Here is a 15,348-nt window from a genome sequence, read left to right as displayed (position 1 = left end):
GGTCAACCTGTACCCGTCGGCGAAATACGACGGCGTGTTTTCGATGTGGTACGGCAAGGGCCCCGGCGTCGACCGCTCCGGCGACGTGTTCAAGCACGGCAACTCGGCCGGATCGTCGCCGCACGGCGGCGTGCTCGTGCTAGCCGGCGACGACCACGCGGCCAAGTCCTCCACGCTCGCGCACCAGTCGGAGCACATCTTCAAGGCTTGCGGCCTGCCGGTGCTGTTCCCGTCGAACGTGCAGGAATATCTCGACTTCGGCCTGCACGGCTGGGCGATGAGCCGCTATTCCGGCCTCTGGGTCGCCATGAAGTGCGTGACCGACGTGGTCGAATCGTCGGCTTCGGTCGAGATCGATCCGCATCGCACGCGCATCGTGCTGCCCGAAGACTTCGCGATGCCCGAAGGCGGCCTGAACATCCGCTGGCCCGATCCGCCGCTCGTGCAGGAAGCGCGTCTGCTCGACTACAAGTGGTATGCAGGGCTCGCCTATGTGCGCGCCAACAAGCTCGACCGCATCGAGATCGATTCGCCGCACGCGCGCTTTGGCATCATCACGGGCGGCAAGGCGTATCTCGACGTGCGCCAGGCGCTCACCGACCTCGGCCTCGACGACGAAACCTGTTCGCGCATCGGCATTCGGCTCTACAAGGTGGGCTGCGTGTGGCCGCTCGAAGCGCAGGGCGCGCACGCGTTCGCGCGCGGGCTCGAGGAAATTCTCGTGGTTGAGGAAAAGCGCCAGATCCTCGAATACGCGATCAAGGAGGAGCTCTACAACTGGCCCGACGCGCAGCGTCCGCGCGTCTTCGGCAAGTTCGACGAGAAGGACGGCGCCGGCGGCGAATGGTCGGTGCCGATGGGCAACTGGCTCCTGCCCGCTCACTACGAACTCTCGCCCGCGATCATCGCGAAGGCTATCGCCACGCGGCTCGACAAGTTCGAGATGCCGTCCGACGTGCGCGCGCGCATTGCGGCGCGCATTGCCGTGATCGACGCGAAGGAAAGAGCGCTCGCGAAGCCGCGCGTGCAGGTGGAGCGCAAGCCGTGGTTCTGCTCGGGTTGCCCGCACAACACGTCGACGAACGTGCCCGAAGGCTCGCGCGCGATGGCGGGGATCGGCTGCCACTACATGACCGTGTGGATGGACCGCAACACGAGCACGTTCAGCCAGATGGGCGGCGAAGGCGTGGCGTGGGTCGGGCAGGCACCATTCACGAACGACAAGCACGTGTTCGCGAACCTCGGCGACGGCACCTATTTCCACTCGGGCCTGCTCGCCATTCGGGCGGCCATCGCCTCGAAAGCGAACATCACCTACAAGATCCTCTACAACGACGCGGTCGCGATGACGGGCGGCCAGCCTGTCGACGGCGTGCTCACCGTGCCGCAAATCACGCATCAGGTCGCCGCCGAAGGCGCCGCGAAGATCGTGATTGTCACCGACGAACCGTCGAAGTATGACGGTGTGACCACGCTCGCGCCGGGCGTGACGATCCATCACCGCGACCAGCTCGACGCCATCCAGCGCGAACTGCGCGAGATTCCCGGCACGACCATCCTGATCTACGACCAGACCTGCGCGACCGAGAAGCGACGCCGCCGCAAGCGCGGCGCGTATCCCGATCCGGCAAGGCGCGTGGTGATCAACGAGGCCGTGTGCGAAGGTTGCGGCGATTGCTCGGTGCAGTCGAACTGCCTCTCGGTCGAGCCGCTCGACACCGAGTACGGCACGAAGCGCCAGATCAACCAGTCGACCTGCAACAAGGACTTCTCGTGCCTGAAGGGCTTCTGCCCGAGCTTCGTGACGGTGGAAGGCGGCCAGTTGCGCAAGCCGAAAACGAGCAGCGTGGCGAACGAGGCCATGCCGAGCGTGCCGACGCCCGACGTGCCGGCCATCGGCCGTCCCTACGGCGTGCTCGTCACGGGCGTAGGCGGCACCGGCGTGGTGACGATCGGTGCGCTGCTCGGCATGGCCGCGCACCTCGAGGCCAAGGGCGTGACGGTGCTAGACGTGACCGGCCTCGCGCAAAAGGGCGGCGCGGTGATGAGCCATGTGCAGATCGCCAACCGCCCCGACGACATCCACGCCACGCGTATCGCCATGGGCGAGGCGAGTCTCGTGATCGGCTGCGACGCCATCGTGACGGCTGGCGACGATTGCGTCTCACGCATGCAGGAAGGCGTGACGCACGTGGTGCTCAACAGCGCACCCACGCCGACTGCCGAGTTCATCAAGAATCCGCAGTGGCAGTTCCCGGGCTCGAACACCGAGGCCGACGTGCGTGCAGCAGCGGGCGTGGAGAACGTCGCGACCGTCAATGCGAACCGCTATGCGCTCGCACTGCTCGGCGACGCGATCTACACGAATCCGTTCGTGCTCGGCTACGCGTGGCAAAAGGGCTGGCTGCCGCTCACGCACGAATCGCTCGTGCGCGCGATCGAGCTCAACGCGGTGCAGGTCGAGAAGAATCTCGCGGCGTTCGAATGGGGCCGCCGCGTGGCGCACGATCGCGCCGCAGTCGATCAGCTCGTCAAGAAGCCGTTGTCCGAGCAGAACGCTGCGAGCCTGGAAACAGCGGCAGGTGCGAAGATCGTCTCGCTGCATACGCCCAGGGCGCTCGACACGCTCATCGACAAGCGCGCACAGTATCTGGCCGCGTACCAGAACGAGGCATACGCGCAGCGCTACCGCGCATTCGTCGACGACGTGCGTCGCGCCGAGGCGAAGCTGGAGCATCCGGATGGGCAGGCTCCGCTCACCGAGGCCGTGGCGAAGAATCTGCACAAGCTCATGGCGTACAAGGACGAGTACGAGGTCGCGCGCCTCTACGCCGATCCGGCGTTCATCGAAAAGCTCAAGGCAAGCTTCGAAGGCGACTGGAAGCTCAACTTCCATCTCGCGCCGCCTGCGTTCGCGAAGCACGACGAGAAGGGCCATCTCGTGAAGAAGCAGTACGGCCCGCGCATGCTCTCCGCCATGCGCATGCTCGCGAAGCTCAAGTTCCTGCGCGGCACGGCGCTCGATCCATTCGGCCGCACCGAGGAACGTCGCCACGAGCGAGCGTTGATTGGCGAGTACGAGGCGCTGATGCGTGAAGTGATCGGCGGGTTGAGCGAGGCGAATCTCCCGCTCGCGGTCGAACTCGCGAACCTGCCCGACGCGGTTCGCGGCTACGGCCACGTGAAGGAGAACAACCTCAAGGCCACGCGCGCGAAGTGGGCCACGCTGCTCGAGAAGTGGCGCTCGCCGGAAAACGGCGCGGCACGGCAAGTAGCTTGATCTGCGTGCCTGATCTGCATATGCGCGCAAACTGAGCCTTGAAAACAAAGGGCGCACCGTTCAACGAACGGTGCGCCCTTTTCCTTTTCACATCAGGCGATCGTAGAAAGCGCGCTTACTTTGCCGCCACCTTCGCCACTGCCGCGTTCGCCGAAGCCACCGCCGTCATGTTGATGATGCGTCGCACGGTTGCCGCCGGCGTGAGAATGTGCACCGGCTTCGACGCGCCCAGCAGGAACGGTCCGACCGTCACGCCTTCGCCGCCGATCACCTTCAGCAGGTTGTACGCGATGTTCGCCGCTTCCACGTTCGGCATGATCAGCAGGTTCGCTTCGCCGGTAAGCGTGGTGCCCGGGAACGACTGCTTGCGGATCAGCTCTGAGAGCGCCGCGTCGCCGTGCATTTCGCCGTCCACTTCGAGTTGCGGCGCGCGCTCGGCGATCAGCTGGCGCGCGGCCTGCATGCGCTGCGCAGTCGACGAACGCACGCTGCCGAAGTTCGAGCTCGAAAGAAGCGCGACCTTCGGCGTGATGCCGAACTTTTCGATCTCGCGCGCGGCGAGGATCGTCATGTCGGCGAGCTGCTCCGCGCTCGGCACTTCGTTCACGTAGGTGTCGCTGATGAAGATGTTGCGGCCCGGCAGCATCAGCAGGTTCATCGCCGCATAGTTCTCGGCGTTCTCGCATTTGCCCAGCACCTGCTCGACGAACTTCAGGTGATAGTCGAAGCTGTTCACGAGGCCGCAGATCATGCCGTCCGCATCGCCCAGATGCACGAGGATCGCGCCGATCAGCGTGTTGAACTTGCGCATCGACGCCTTCGCGACCTCGGGCGTGATGCCCTGACGCGCGCCCAGCTCGTGATAGGCCTGCCAGCTCTTCTGGAAGCGCGGATCGTCTTCCGGATTCACGATCTCGAAGTCGGTGCCCGGACGCAGCTTCGAGCCCATCTTCTTCAGGCGCATCTCCACCACCGACGGACGGCCCACGATGATCGGCTTCGCGATCTTTTCGTTGAGCACAAACTGCGCGGCGCGCAGCACGCGCTCGTCCTCGCCCTCGGCGAACACGACGCGCGCGCAGTTCGCCTTCGCCGCCGCGAACACGGGGCGCATCACCATGCCCGTGCGATAGACGGTCGCGCCGAGCTGCTCGCGGTAGGCGTCCATGTCGACGATCGGGCGCGTGGCGACGCCCGAATCCATTGCGGCTTGCGCCACGGCCGGCGCGATCTTGATGATGAGGCGCGGATCGAAGGGCTTCGGAATCAGGTAGTCCGGGCCGAATTCGAGCGTGTGGCCTTCATAGGCCTTCGCCACTTCGTCGCCCTGGTCGGTTTCTTCGGCCAGCTCCGCGATCGCGCGCACGCACGCGAGCTTCATCTCTTCCGTGATGGTCGTCGCGCCCACGTCAAGCGCGCCGCGGAAGATGAACGGGAAGCACAGCACGTTGTTGACCTGGTTCGGATAGTCCGAACGGCCCGTGGCGATGATGCAGTCCGGGCGTACCTTCTTTGCTTCTTCCGGGCGGATTTCCGGCTCCGGGTTGGCGAGCGCGAGAATCAGCGGCTGCGTGCCCATCTCCTTGACCATTTCCGGCTTGAGCACGCCCGCGCTCGAGCAGCCGAGGAACACGTCGGCGGCCTTGATCGCGTCGCCGAGCGTGCGCGCCTCGGTGTTGGCGGCGTAGCGCGCCTTCGAAGGATCGAGATTGCCACGGCCTTCGTAGATCACACCCTTCGAGTCGGTGACGAGGATGTTGTCCTTCTTGAGTCCCAGCTTGACCAGCAGGTCCAGACACGCGATCGCCGCCGCACCCGCGCCCGAGCACACGAGCTTCACGCTGCCCAGGTCCTTGCCCACGACCTTCAGGCCGTTGAGGATCGCAGCCGAGGCGATGATGGCCGTGCCGTGCTGGTCGTCGTGGAAGACGGGAATCTTCATGCGCTCGCGCAGCTTCTGCTCGATGTAGAAGCACTCGGGCGCCTTGATGTCTTCGAGGTTGATGCCGCCGAGCGTGGGCTCGAGCATCGCGATGGCGTCGACGAGCTTGTCCGGGTCCAGTTCGTCGAGTTCGATGTCGAACACGTCGATGCCTGCGAACTTCTTGAAGAGGCAGCCCTTGCCTTCCATCACCGGCTTCGCGGCGAGCGGGCCGATGTTGCCGAGGCCGAGCACGGCCGTGCCGTTCGTCACGACGCCGACAAGGTTGGCGCGCGACGTGTACTTCTGCGCATCGAGCGGATCGGCGTGGATCGCCTCGCACGCGGCGGCGACGCCGGGCGAGTAGGCGAGCGAAAGATCGAGCTGGTTGGATAGCGGTTTGGTCGGCGTGACCGAGATCTTGCCGGGCTTCGGATTCTGGTGATACGCCAGCGCGCTTTGCTTCAGTTGTTCATCCATTTTCAGGCCTGCCTGGACGTGAGAGACGTGAGAGAGAATATTTTATGTTCGTAAGCCCGCCGGATCGCGCGACGCCACGCGCGATTTCGGCAGTGTGGGATCCCGCGCATGCGGCTACGGCGACGAACCCAGGCAGTGGACGAAACTGCGCGAGACGAAGCGAAAGAGCACATCGCGGCACGAGCGTTCCAGCGGGGCCGACCAGTGTACACCTCGTGCGCTTCACGTCCACGTCGGTCAAAGACGGATACCGGGTATTCGTCTTGCCGACGATGCGGGCACGCTTTCGTCTTACGGTTGGGATGCTCAGTCGAGCGTGGCGCCGCGACGTTCGGGGATCAGGAAGAGCGTCGCGAGGATGTCGAGCACGTAAATCGCGGCGAGCATGCCGAGCGCCGCGGTGAACGAATAGCGCGCGGCCAGCGCGCCGACGGCGAGCGGCCCGAAGCCGCCCACGGCGCGGCCGATGTTGAAGAGCACGTTTTGCGCGGTGGCGCGCGCCTCGGTTGGGTAGAGCTCGGAAATCAGCGCACCGTAGCCGCCGATCATGCCGTTTACGAACACGCCCATCGCCGCGCCGCCGATCAAGAGCGCAAACGGCGTGGAAAGCTGCGCGTAGACGAACACCATGACCACGGCACCCGCCTGGTAGAAGAGGAACGCGGGCCGGCGACCGAAGCGGTCGGCCGCGATGCCGAAGAGCCAGATGCCGAGCGCCATGCCGGCGACGGTCGCGGCGGTCCAGAGCCCCGACTTCGTCAACGAATAGCCGAAGGATTTCGAAAGGTAGGCAGGCAGCCAGATCATCAGCCCGTAGTAGCCGAAGTTCTGCACGGAGCACAGCACGACGACTCCGAGGCTCGCCCGCGCGGTGCGCGGATCGGCCACGAGCAGGCGCAGCGCACGCGCTCGCTCGCCCTTCCCCGCAGCGGCCACGCGCTGTGCGTGCGCGACGAAAAGCTCCGGCTCCTCCACGCGCCGGCGCACCGCGAACGAGACGACGGCCGGCAAGAGCCCGATCGCGAACATGCCGCGCCAGCCGATCACGGGCAAGAGCCACGGCGTGAGCAGCGCCGCGGCCAGCACGCCCAACTGCCAGCCGAGCCCGACATAGGACGACGCCCGCGCGCGCAGCCGCGCAGGCCACGCCTCGGCGACGAGCGCCATGCCAATGCCGAACTCGCCGCCAAGCCCGATGCCCGCGATCGTTCGGTAGACGAGCAGATCGGCGTAGCCGCGTGCGAGCGCGCACATGCCGGTGAAAACGGCGAACAGCAGGATGGTCCAGGTGAGCACGCGCACACGCCCGTAGCGGTCGCTCAACACCCCGAACACGACACCGCCCACGACCGCGCCAACTAGCGTCCACGTGACGAGCGCGCCGGCCTGCGCGCCGGAGAGGTGCAGATCGGCGCTGATTGCCGGCAGCATGAAGCCGAGCATCAGCAGATCGAAGCCGTCCATGGCGTAGCCGAGCACCGAAGCGACGAGCGCCCGCAGGGCATAACCGCGCTTGAGCGCGGCGGAGGCTGGCTGGGAAACGGCGGTCATCTGGGTAATCCTGAGGAACGGGCGTTCGAGCGGGAACGCAAACCGGCGTGAGTGTAAAGGCGAGGCCGGCCTGTCACAACCGCGAAGCCGAGACCACTCAGCGCGCTCGATCACCGGCGGCTCGGCCGAAGACGCACCCGGGATTGCAGCCCTGATCCGCAGCCCGGGATCGCGGCCCCGCATTGCAGCCCCGCATTGCAGCCCATGGTCGCGCCCCACATAGGCGGCGCGGCTAGCCGGGCGACTCGTCGGCGATCGTCAAGTCGGGTAAAATACCGGCCTACGCGCGCAAGAGAAGCCGTTCGGACCGAGCGAGTCGCCCTTACTCCATGCTGGCAAATTCGTCAGATGTGGTCAGACGATCGACGCCTCCGGACCGCGCATCGCCAGCGCCGAAGCCACGCTTCGAGCCGGCCGTGCCAGCGCCACCGGGCCATGCGCCCGCCCTCCTCCCGCACTCATATCCAAGGATTCGCCCATGACAGGCTACGATCGCCAGACGATCTCGGACACGACCGCCAAGATGCTGCTCGAAGTGAAGGCCGTGCACTTCAACGCCGAAAAGCCCTTCATCTTCACCTCCGGCTGGGCGAGCCCGGTCTACATCGACTGCCGCAAGCTGATTTCGTATCCGCGTGTGCGCCGCGGCCTCATGGAGATGGCCGAAGCCACCATCCTGCGCGATGTCGGCTACGAGCAGATCGACGCCGTGGCCGGCGGTGAAACTGCGGGCATCCCGTTCGCGGCATGGCTCTCGGACCGCTTGATGGTACCCATGCAATACGTGCGCAAGAAGCCCAAGGGTTTTGGCCGCAACGCACAGATCGAAGGTCTGCTCACCGAAGGTCAGCGTGTGCTGCTCGTCGAGGACCTGACCACCGACAGCCGTAGCAAGATCAACTTCATCAACGCGCTGCGCACGGCCGGCGCGCAGGTGAACCACTGCTTCGTGCTGTTCCACTACAACATCTTCAAGGAAAGCGTCTCGGTCCTGAAGGACATCGACGTCGACCTGCACGCACTCGCCACGTGGTGGGACGTGCTGCGCGTCGCCAAGGCGTCGGGCTACTTCGAAACGAAGACGCTCGACGAAGTCGAGAAATTCCTGCATGCGCCCGCCGAATGGTCGGCCGCGCACGGTGGCGCGACGGCGGCACCGCAGTAAGCTCCCACGGACGCAAGCGCTCGGCAAAAAGGCCATCTACCGAAAGGCAGATGGCCTTTTTTCATGCCCGCTCGCAGCGTTGCCCAGCGCCTGGGTCGAAATCAGGGCTGCGAAAGCGAGGCTCCGAAGTCACTGCACCGTTTCCGTATCCGCGCCGCCATCGGGTGCATTCGACGAAAGATTGAGCAAACCGTTGCTTTGTGCGTACTGAAATAGTTCGGAGTCTCGATCGAGTCCCAGCTTGCGCATCGCCGTATTCTTCTGGGTGCTAATTGTCTTAATACTCCGATTCAGTTTTTCAGATATTTCCTTGATCGTCATGCCTGAAACAAAGAGTCGAACCACTTCGAGTTCGCGCTTGGAGAGAATCACCTCATCGGTTTTTCCGCCCGCATTGATGCGCAATTGATCGAGCGCGACCTTGACCTGCGGACTCATGTATTCGAGGTTGCGACTCACGTGCTGCACGGCGAGACCGATATGGCTGAGGTCGTCGGACTTGTGCACCACGGCGATCACGCCGAGTTCGCCCAGGCGTTTGAGCAACGCTGCGTTTTCGAGCATCGTCAGGACGACGATGGGAATGTTCGGGAAGTTGCGCCGCAGGTAGCCGATGAGCGGCAAACCGTCGCCATACTGGCCGCCCGGCATGGCGAGGTCGGTCACGAGCACGTCGCAGGGCCCGCTTTGCAACGCCTTGACCAGCTCTGTTGACTGGCGCGCGCGACCAACGACCTGTATGCCCGGGAAACTGAGCAGTGCGTGTTCGGCACCAAACAAGATCACCGGATGATCGTCGGCAACTACGACCCTGATTGGCTGCTGCATTACCCCTCCCCCCTTTCGGCAAACCTGGTTTTCTCTCTACGGCGCTCGGCCAGTTCTATTTCGCTTCTTCTTTCTGGCGCCGGACGACTCCGCGAGCCCGAACAGGACAATTTACAACTATAGCGGAATATTGCGGGCATTCTGTACATGTATAAGCGAAACTTCGCTTGTCGGCGCCTTTACATTGAAGCAGATTCGGTCTGGAGCACAATTCAAAGCATTGTTCAGCACTCTATGGCCCGAATTTCAGAAACATACAGGAGAACTTGCTGATGTGCACATATGCCGTTGAGTCGAATCGCATACGCCATGCATTTGCGCTCACCTGTGTCGTCATGGCGGCAACCGCGACGCCCGCAACCTTATCTCAAGCAGGCGAAACTTTCACGTTAACGAGCGCCGACTTCAACGATGGTGGCAAGATCGGCCCGCGCCAGGTATTCAACGACGCTGGCTGCAATGGCGCGAATCGCTCACCGAGTCTGACGTGGCGCAATGCTCCTGCAGGTACGCGCAGTTTCGCCATCACCATCTTCGATCGCGATGCGCCGGGACGCGGCTGGTGGCACTGGGCCGTCGCCAATCTTCCTGCGAACGTGACGAGCCTGCCGGAGAACGCCAGCGCGGCGGGCGTGCTGGGCAAGCTCGGCGCGGTGGAAGCACGCAACGATTTCGATGTCGACGGCTATGGCGGCCCGTGTCCGCCGCCGGGCAATCCGCATCGCTATGTGATCACCGTCTACGCGCTTCGCCTCGATACGCTCCCGCTCGTGCAAGGGCGTCCCGCCGCACTGTTCGATCGCGAGATCAGCGGGACGGTACTCGGTAGCGCGCAGCTCACGGTCACATACGGTCGCTGACATGGACAGCAGGAGATACGCCAATCGGCGGGCGGCGCGATTGCCTCGCGCGAGGAACGCCAGTCGGCTAGCGCGTGTGCGGCGCGCATGGCACATGACGCAACGCGGATCGGATCAGCATGTTGTGCCGCGGATCACGTATCACATACCACGTATCAGCCGGGTGCCGGCGACGATGCCGCGTGTTTCGTCGTTTTTTCGGCGGCTTCACGGCGCTGCTGGCACAGTCGCCGGCCCACGCGCCTTCGACCAAGCGCCCGCGCGCCTCACCTCGGCCTTACGGGTAAGCCCCCGATTTTTTTCCAGGCGCGTTCACACGTGCGCCCGCCAGTGGTCTTAAAATACCGTTCCGGCGCTGCCCAGGGTGACGGGCGGCATACCCCCGCCCGGCGCGGCCGCGCCAGCCTTTGCAACCCCGAATCCCCGCGTTCAGAGAGACCGAGATGAGCACGAAAGTTTTTGTCGACGGACAGGAAGGCACGACCGGCCTGAAGATTTTCGAATACCTGTCGCCGCGCGCCGACGTCGAGATCCTGCGCATCGACGAGGCCCAGCGCAAGGATGTCGAGGAGCGCCGCCGTCTCATCAACGCTTCGGACGTCACGTTCCTGTGCCTGCCCGATGTCGCCTCGCGCGAATCGGCCTCGCTCGTCGAGAACGACCGCACGGTGCTGATCGACGCGAGCACGGCGTTCCGCACCCATGCCGACTGGGCCTACGGCCTGCCCGAACTGACCAAAGGCCAGCGCGAGAAGGTGCGCCAATCGAAGCGCATTGCGGTGCCTGGCTGCCACGCTTCGGCGTTCGTGCTGGCCATGCGCCCACTCGTCGAGGCCGGCCTCGTCGCGCCGGAGTTCGCCGCGCACAGCTACTCGCTCACCGGCTACAGCGGCGGCGGCAAGAAGATGATTGCGGAGTACGAAGCGGGCGGCAATCCGAAGCTTGCGAGCCCGCGTCCCTACGCGCTCGGCCTCACGCACAAGCATCTGCCGGAAATGACGGTGCATGGCGGCCTGAAGTCGGCGCCGGTGTTCACGCCGATCGTCGGGCCGTTCTACAAGGGCCTCGCGGTCACGACCTATTTCTCGCCGCAGCAGCTCACGCGCCGCGCGAAGCCGCAGGACGTTCAGGCGCTCTTCGCCGAGTACTACGCGGGCGAGCAGTTCGTGAGAGTGGCGCCCTTCAACGCCGACGAAAACCTCGACGCCGGCATGTTCGATGTCCAGGCGAACAACGAGACGAACCGCGTCGATCTGTTCGTGTTCGGCAACGACGAGCAGTTCGTCACGGTCGCCCGGCTCGATAACCTGGGAAAGGGCGCTTCGGGCGCTGCGATCCAGTGCATGAACCTCGCGATCGGCGCGGACGAAAACACCGGCCTCATTGGCTAAAGCCCCCGCGACGCGCTGCACGAACGAAAAACCGGCTCCCTGGAGCCGGTTTTTTTATTCCGTCGCGCAATAAAGCTCGGGGAGTGCCCCGCAAAACGCACAGGCAAAAAAAAGCCCGCCAATGGTTGGCGGGCTGAATCCATATCAGAGGAGACATGGAGGAGACAGAAACAAGTATATCGACTAGCGTGATGCAATGCAACATGTAAAGTAGTGCGCACCCTGCATGTTGCTTCGCAACAACACACTCGTCGTCATCCCGTCATCGACAGGATGAACGTCAGCTGATCGAGCCCCACCGGGCGCACGAGATGCACGTCAAAACCCGCCGCGAGCGCCTCCTCGCGGTGCTGGGACTCACCCCAGCCGGCAAGCGCGATCAGCAGCGGCACGCGCTCGCCGCCGAGCGCATGCAGCCGCCGCACGACGCTCGCTGGCTCGTCCCCGGCGAGCGATAGCGCCACGATCGCCACGGCGGGCGCACCACGCGCCGCAAGCTCGAACGCCTCGTCGAGCGTGCGCGCCACGGACACGCCGTAGCCGAGATCGGTCAGCAGCGTGCTGAGGCCGTCCAGCGACTTCTCGTCGTTATCGGCGATCAGGATGTGTGTCTCCATCCGCCGTCTCCTGCCCTGAAATTGGCCGCGCACGCCGATCTGCGGTTCGATCGGTCGTAGGCCTTGCTGTCGTCATCGGTTCCCCGTCCCCCGCGTCCGCGAGCGGCACCGGAAATGCGGCCGCCGTCCGTTGCGATGCGCCACATTGTCCCCATCCACCGTCGGGGTATTTGTGCGTCACCGAGCGGTCATCTGAAGATTTTGATCCGCAATCACCCGCGAACGTTCGCCGCACCTCACTGCGCCCGGGCGCTCATCCGCCCTGCCCCTCGCGCGCCGCGCGGCGTGCTGCAACCTTGCCGAGAACGGCGAAATCGCGCTCGCCGTCGCCGTGCGCCACGGCTTCGAGCAGGCTGTCGCGCAGCACGCTCGCGACCGGCATCGGGGTCGCCACCGCGTCGGCGGCGGCGAGCGCGAGGCGCACGTCCTTCAGGCCGAGGCGCGCCTTGAAGAGCGCGGGCTCGTAGCGCCGCTCGGCGATCATGCCGCCGTAGCCCGCATACACCGGGCCCGGAAATGGACCAGCCGTGACGACGTCGAGAAAGTCGCGCATCGCCACGCCGTAGCCGTCGAGCAGCGCCGCCGCCTCGCCGAGCGACTCCACGGCCGAAGCCAGCATGAAGTTCGCGGCGAGCTTCATCACGTTCGCCTGCTGAGGCTGCGCGCCGACACGCCAGGTCTTCTGGCCGACGGCATCGAAAAGCGGCTGCACACGGTCGATCGCCTCGGAAGGCCCCGCCGCCATGATCGTGAGCTTCGCCGCCTGCGCGGCGTCGGGCCGGCCGAGCACCGGCGCCGCGACGTAGTGCAGCCCGCGCCCGGCGTGCGCGTGTGCGAGCGATCCGGCAAGCGCCACCGAAATCGTCGCCATGTTCACGTGCACGAGGCCTTGCGGCGCATGGTCGAGCAGCGTCGCGTCGATCACCTCGCACAGCGCCGCGTCGTCGGCGAGCATCGAAATCACGGCGTCGCCGCAAAATGCGTCGCCCGGCGAGCCGACGAGGCGCGCGCCCGCGGCGGCAAGCGCCTGCGCCTTGGCCGCCGTGCGGTTCCAGACGCGCACGGTATGCCCGGCCTTGAGCAGATTGCCCACCATCGCGCCGCCCATTTCTCCAAGTCCGATAAAGCCGATGTCCATCGCACACTCCTTCCACTGAAGATCCGGGGAAAACCTGGGAAAGCGCTCAGTACAGCACAAGGCGGCCCAGGCTGCAGGAACGCCCGCACCGCTCGCGCGAACGCAAGCTCGCACAAGCTCGGGCACGCGGTGCGATACTGCTTCGCATGGTCACCGCCACCTTTCGCTTTTACGAGGAGCTGAACGACTTTCTGGCGCGGCCGCTGCGCCGGCGTGCGTTCAGTTGCGCCTGTGCGCGCGATGCCACGACGAAGCACATGATCGAGGCGCTCGGCGTGCCGCATACGGAAGTGGAGCTGATCCTCGTGAACGGCGAATCGGTGGGCTTCGATCACCCGCTCGCCGACGGCGACCGCGTGGCCGTCTATCCGAAGTTCGAAGCGCTCGACATCCGGCCGCTGCTGCGCGTGCGCGACGCGCCGCTGCGCGAGCTGCGCTTCGTGGCCGACGCGCATCTTGGCGGGCTTGCGCAACTGCTGCGGCTAGCGGGTTTCGACACGCTCTACGACAACCATTTCCCCGACGACGAAATCGAGGCGCTCGCCGCCGCCGAGCATCGCATCGTCCTCACGCGCGACCGCGAACTGCTCAAGCGGCGCAGCATCACGCACGGCTGCTACGTGCGCGCGCTCAAGCCGCACGCCCAAGTGCACGAGATCTTCGAGCGGCTGGATCTCGCGGCAAGCGCGCGGCCGTTTCGGCTATGCCTCACGTGCAACGCGCCGCTGCGGCCGATCGAGCGCGCCGCCGTGCGCGAGCGCGTGCCGGCAGGCGTCTACGAACGGCAGACGCGCTTCGTCACTTGCGACGTCTGCGAGCGCGTATTTTGGGAAGGCTCGCACTGGCAGCGCATGTGCACGCTGATCGATGGCCTGACGCGCCACGCGGCACACACGTTCGCGACGCACGACGGACATCGCGGCGACGACGGGCTGGATCCCGGCGGCAGCGTGTAGCGGCATCTTGGGGGCACCGGATGGCGCCGGATAGCATCAGGCGGCCCCGAACGGCAATGGACGCGCGTGGTCGATTGCGTACAATGCGCGCCACCGCCCAACACCGGAGCAAGACAAATGGCCATGAAAAAAACCGACCTTGAGAAGAACAAGGCCCTGAAACTGCAGCAAGCGACGAAGAAGGCCGGTCCCGAGCGCTTCGGCAAGGGCTCGGAGCAACCGGCGCTGGACCGCCGCGAGCAGCGCAAGCTGGACCAGGCGCAAGGACTCGTGCCGTTCGCGTGCAAGCTCAATGCCGAACTCGTCGCGAAGCTGAAAGCTCGCGCCGAGGACCATCCGGGCGGCCTGAACGGTCTGCTCGCCGAATTGCTGGAGGCAGGGCTCGCGCACGACGCGCACTGAACACCCCGAGCCCGGCTACGCACGCGAAAAAAAAGCCAGAGCAAATGCTCTGGCTTTTTCATGGCTGAGGGCGCGCGCAGCGTTGCCGCCACGCGGTCCCGGCCGCGCGGGTGCTTTAGTTCGGCTGGCCCTTGGCTGCGGTGCCCGCTGCCGATGCCTTTTCCTCCACAGCGGCGCGCTTGCCGTGGTGCTTGAGCTGCTTGTGCTGCTTCTTGGCCATTGCCGGCGAAGCGGCTGCCGGTGCGGCTGCAGCGGGAGCCGAAGCGTCTTGTGCGAATGCCTGAACCGAAATCAGTGCGGCGGATGCTGCGACGAGCGAGGCGAGAATCTTTTTCATCTGTTGTTCCCCAAACCTGACAAATATTGACCGGCACGTTGTGAATTAGTACAGCCTGAAACTGCGATACGGTCCGCTTGCCGATCTAGGCGGGCGTTTCGCGCGAAGCAGTATTACGCAGCGTAGGACGTTTGTCATCCGCAAATGGTCAGGTGTATTTTCCGGGCGACAATTCCCTTTCAATTCGGATACGATCGGCATTTACGCGTTCGTTTTCCGGAAGTTCGTTGTTTTTTCACGTAATACGCTGAATCGGCCTGGCTCAAGCAGCTTCGTGCCAGATTGCCGCCCGGTTCAGATGCAATCGCGAAAAATGGGCGATCCGCCCCTTGCGCAACAGGACACCCGCGTGCCAGCCGCACCAACCGTCGGCCAGGCGCCCACCGTCGAAAACGCTGTCGCGCCCGTTCCCCGCGAAAAGA

General features: G+C 64.9%; 12 protein-coding genes. 6 read left to right on the top strand and 6 right to left on the bottom strand.

Annotated features, from left to right (window positions below):
• Positions 1–3,280 (top strand): indolepyruvate ferredoxin oxidoreductase family protein (locus tag VMJ11_RS02795; protein WP_325616686.1); only part of this gene is annotated, 3,280 nt, incomplete at its 5' end.
• A gap of 115 nt (positions 3,281–3,395) precedes the next feature.
• On the opposite strand, the gene VMJ11_RS02790 is transcribed toward VMJ11_RS02795, so the two are convergent.
• Complete coding sequence (locus VMJ11_RS02790; protein WP_325616684.1) at positions 3,396–5,681, bottom strand: NADP-dependent malic enzyme; 2,286 nt, start codon at positions 5,679–5,681, stop codon at positions 3,396–3,398.
• Positions 5,682–5,987: 306 nt separating this feature from the next.
• Entirely contained in the window at positions 5,988–7,232 is a 1,245-nt protein-coding gene (locus VMJ11_RS02785) for an MFS transporter (protein WP_325616682.1), read from the bottom strand.
• A 478-nt stretch (positions 7,233–7,710) separates the two neighbouring features.
• On the opposite strand from VMJ11_RS02785, the gene VMJ11_RS02780 reads away from it, so the two are divergent.
• Positions 7,711–8,397 carry an orotate phosphoribosyltransferase gene (locus VMJ11_RS02780; RefSeq protein WP_325616680.1) on the top strand — a complete coding sequence of 229 codons (687 nt, stop codon included), beginning with the start codon at positions 7,711–7,713 and terminating at the stop codon, positions 8,395–8,397.
• A 129-nt stretch (positions 8,398–8,526) separates the two neighbouring features.
• Here the strand turns inward: VMJ11_RS02780 and VMJ11_RS02775 are convergent, their stop codons facing one another.
• Positions 8,527–9,225, bottom strand: a complete 699-nt coding sequence (locus VMJ11_RS02775) for a response regulator transcription factor (protein WP_325616679.1) — start codon at positions 9,223–9,225, stop codon at positions 8,527–8,529.
• A 272-nt stretch (positions 9,226–9,497) separates the two neighbouring features.
• On the opposite strand from VMJ11_RS02775, the gene VMJ11_RS02770 reads away from it, so the two are divergent.
• On the top strand, positions 9,498–10,085 hold the full coding sequence (locus VMJ11_RS02770; RefSeq protein WP_414694279.1) for a YbhB/YbcL family Raf kinase inhibitor-like protein: 588 nt from the start codon (positions 9,498–9,500) through the stop codon (positions 10,083–10,085).
• Between the two features lie 443 nt (positions 10,086–10,528).
• Positions 10,529–11,476, top strand: coding sequence for an N-acetyl-gamma-glutamyl-phosphate reductase (gene argC / locus VMJ11_RS02765; protein ID WP_325616677.1), 948 nt, complete (start codon positions 10,529–10,531; stop codon positions 11,474–11,476).
• Positions 11,477–11,730: 254 nt separating this feature from the next.
• Here argC and VMJ11_RS02760 read toward each other — a convergent pair whose 3' ends face one another.
• Positions 11,731–12,093, bottom strand: a complete 363-nt coding sequence (locus tag VMJ11_RS02760) for a response regulator (protein ID WP_325616675.1) — start codon at positions 12,091–12,093, stop codon at positions 11,731–11,733.
• Between the two features lie 253 nt (positions 12,094–12,346).
• Positions 12,347–13,231, bottom strand: a complete 885-nt coding sequence (locus VMJ11_RS02755; RefSeq protein WP_325616673.1) for an NAD(P)-dependent oxidoreductase — start codon at positions 13,229–13,231, stop codon at positions 12,347–12,349.
• 146 nt (positions 13,232–13,377) lie between these two features.
• On the opposite strand from VMJ11_RS02755, the gene VMJ11_RS02750 reads away from it, so the two are divergent.
• Entirely contained in the window at positions 13,378–14,187 is an 810-nt protein-coding gene (locus VMJ11_RS02750; protein WP_325616671.1) for a Mut7-C RNAse domain-containing protein, read from the top strand.
• A gap of 117 nt (positions 14,188–14,304) precedes the next feature.
• The gene (locus VMJ11_RS02745; protein ID WP_325616669.1) at positions 14,305–14,589 is read left to right on the top strand and encodes a hypothetical protein; all 285 of its coding nucleotides are present in this window, start codon (positions 14,305–14,307) and stop codon (positions 14,587–14,589) included.
• 115 nt (positions 14,590–14,704) lie between these two features.
• Here VMJ11_RS02745 and VMJ11_RS02740 read toward each other — a convergent pair whose 3' ends face one another.
• Positions 14,705–14,926, bottom strand: coding sequence for a hypothetical protein (locus VMJ11_RS02740; RefSeq protein WP_325616667.1), 222 nt, complete (start codon positions 14,924–14,926; stop codon positions 14,705–14,707).
• Between the last annotated feature and the right edge of the window lie 422 nt (positions 14,927–15,348).

Origin of the sequence: Paraburkholderia sp., assembly GCF_035501035.1 — a bacterium.
Taxonomy (GTDB): Bacteria; Pseudomonadota; Gammaproteobacteria; order Burkholderiales; family Burkholderiaceae; genus Paraburkholderia.
This window is presented reverse-complemented; position numbering and strand designations above follow the sequence as displayed.

Coding starts and splice junctions, on each gene's coding strand:
- VMJ11_RS02790 (WP_325616684.1), bottom strand. CDS start 5,681: ATGGATGAACAACTGAAGCAAAGCGCGCTGGCGTATCACCAGAATCCG.
- VMJ11_RS02785 (WP_325616682.1), bottom strand. CDS start 7,232: ATGACCGCCGTTTCCCAGCCAGCCTCCGCCGCGCTCAAGCGCGGTTAT.
- VMJ11_RS02780 (WP_325616680.1), top strand. CDS start 7,711: ATGACAGGCTACGATCGCCAGACGATCTCGGACACGACCGCCAAGATG.
- VMJ11_RS02775 (WP_325616679.1), bottom strand. CDS start 9,225: ATGCAGCAGCCAATCAGGGTCGTAGTTGCCGACGATCATCCGGTGATC.
- VMJ11_RS02770 (WP_414694279.1), top strand. CDS start 9,498: ATGTGCACATATGCCGTTGAGTCGAATCGCATACGCCATGCATTTGCG.
- argC (WP_325616677.1), top strand. CDS start 10,529: ATGAGCACGAAAGTTTTTGTCGACGGACAGGAAGGCACGACCGGCCTG.
- VMJ11_RS02760 (WP_325616675.1), bottom strand. CDS start 12,093: ATGGAGACACACATCCTGATCGCCGATAACGACGAGAAGTCGCTGGAC.
- VMJ11_RS02755 (WP_325616673.1), bottom strand. CDS start 13,231: ATGGACATCGGCTTTATCGGACTTGGAGAAATGGGCGGCGCGATGGTG.
- VMJ11_RS02750 (WP_325616671.1), top strand. CDS start 13,378: ATGGTCACCGCCACCTTTCGCTTTTACGAGGAGCTGAACGACTTTCTG.
- VMJ11_RS02745 (WP_325616669.1), top strand. CDS start 14,305: ATGGCCATGAAAAAAACCGACCTTGAGAAGAACAAGGCCCTGAAACTG.
- VMJ11_RS02740 (WP_325616667.1), bottom strand. CDS start 14,926: ATGAAAAAGATTCTCGCCTCGCTCGTCGCAGCATCCGCCGCACTGATT.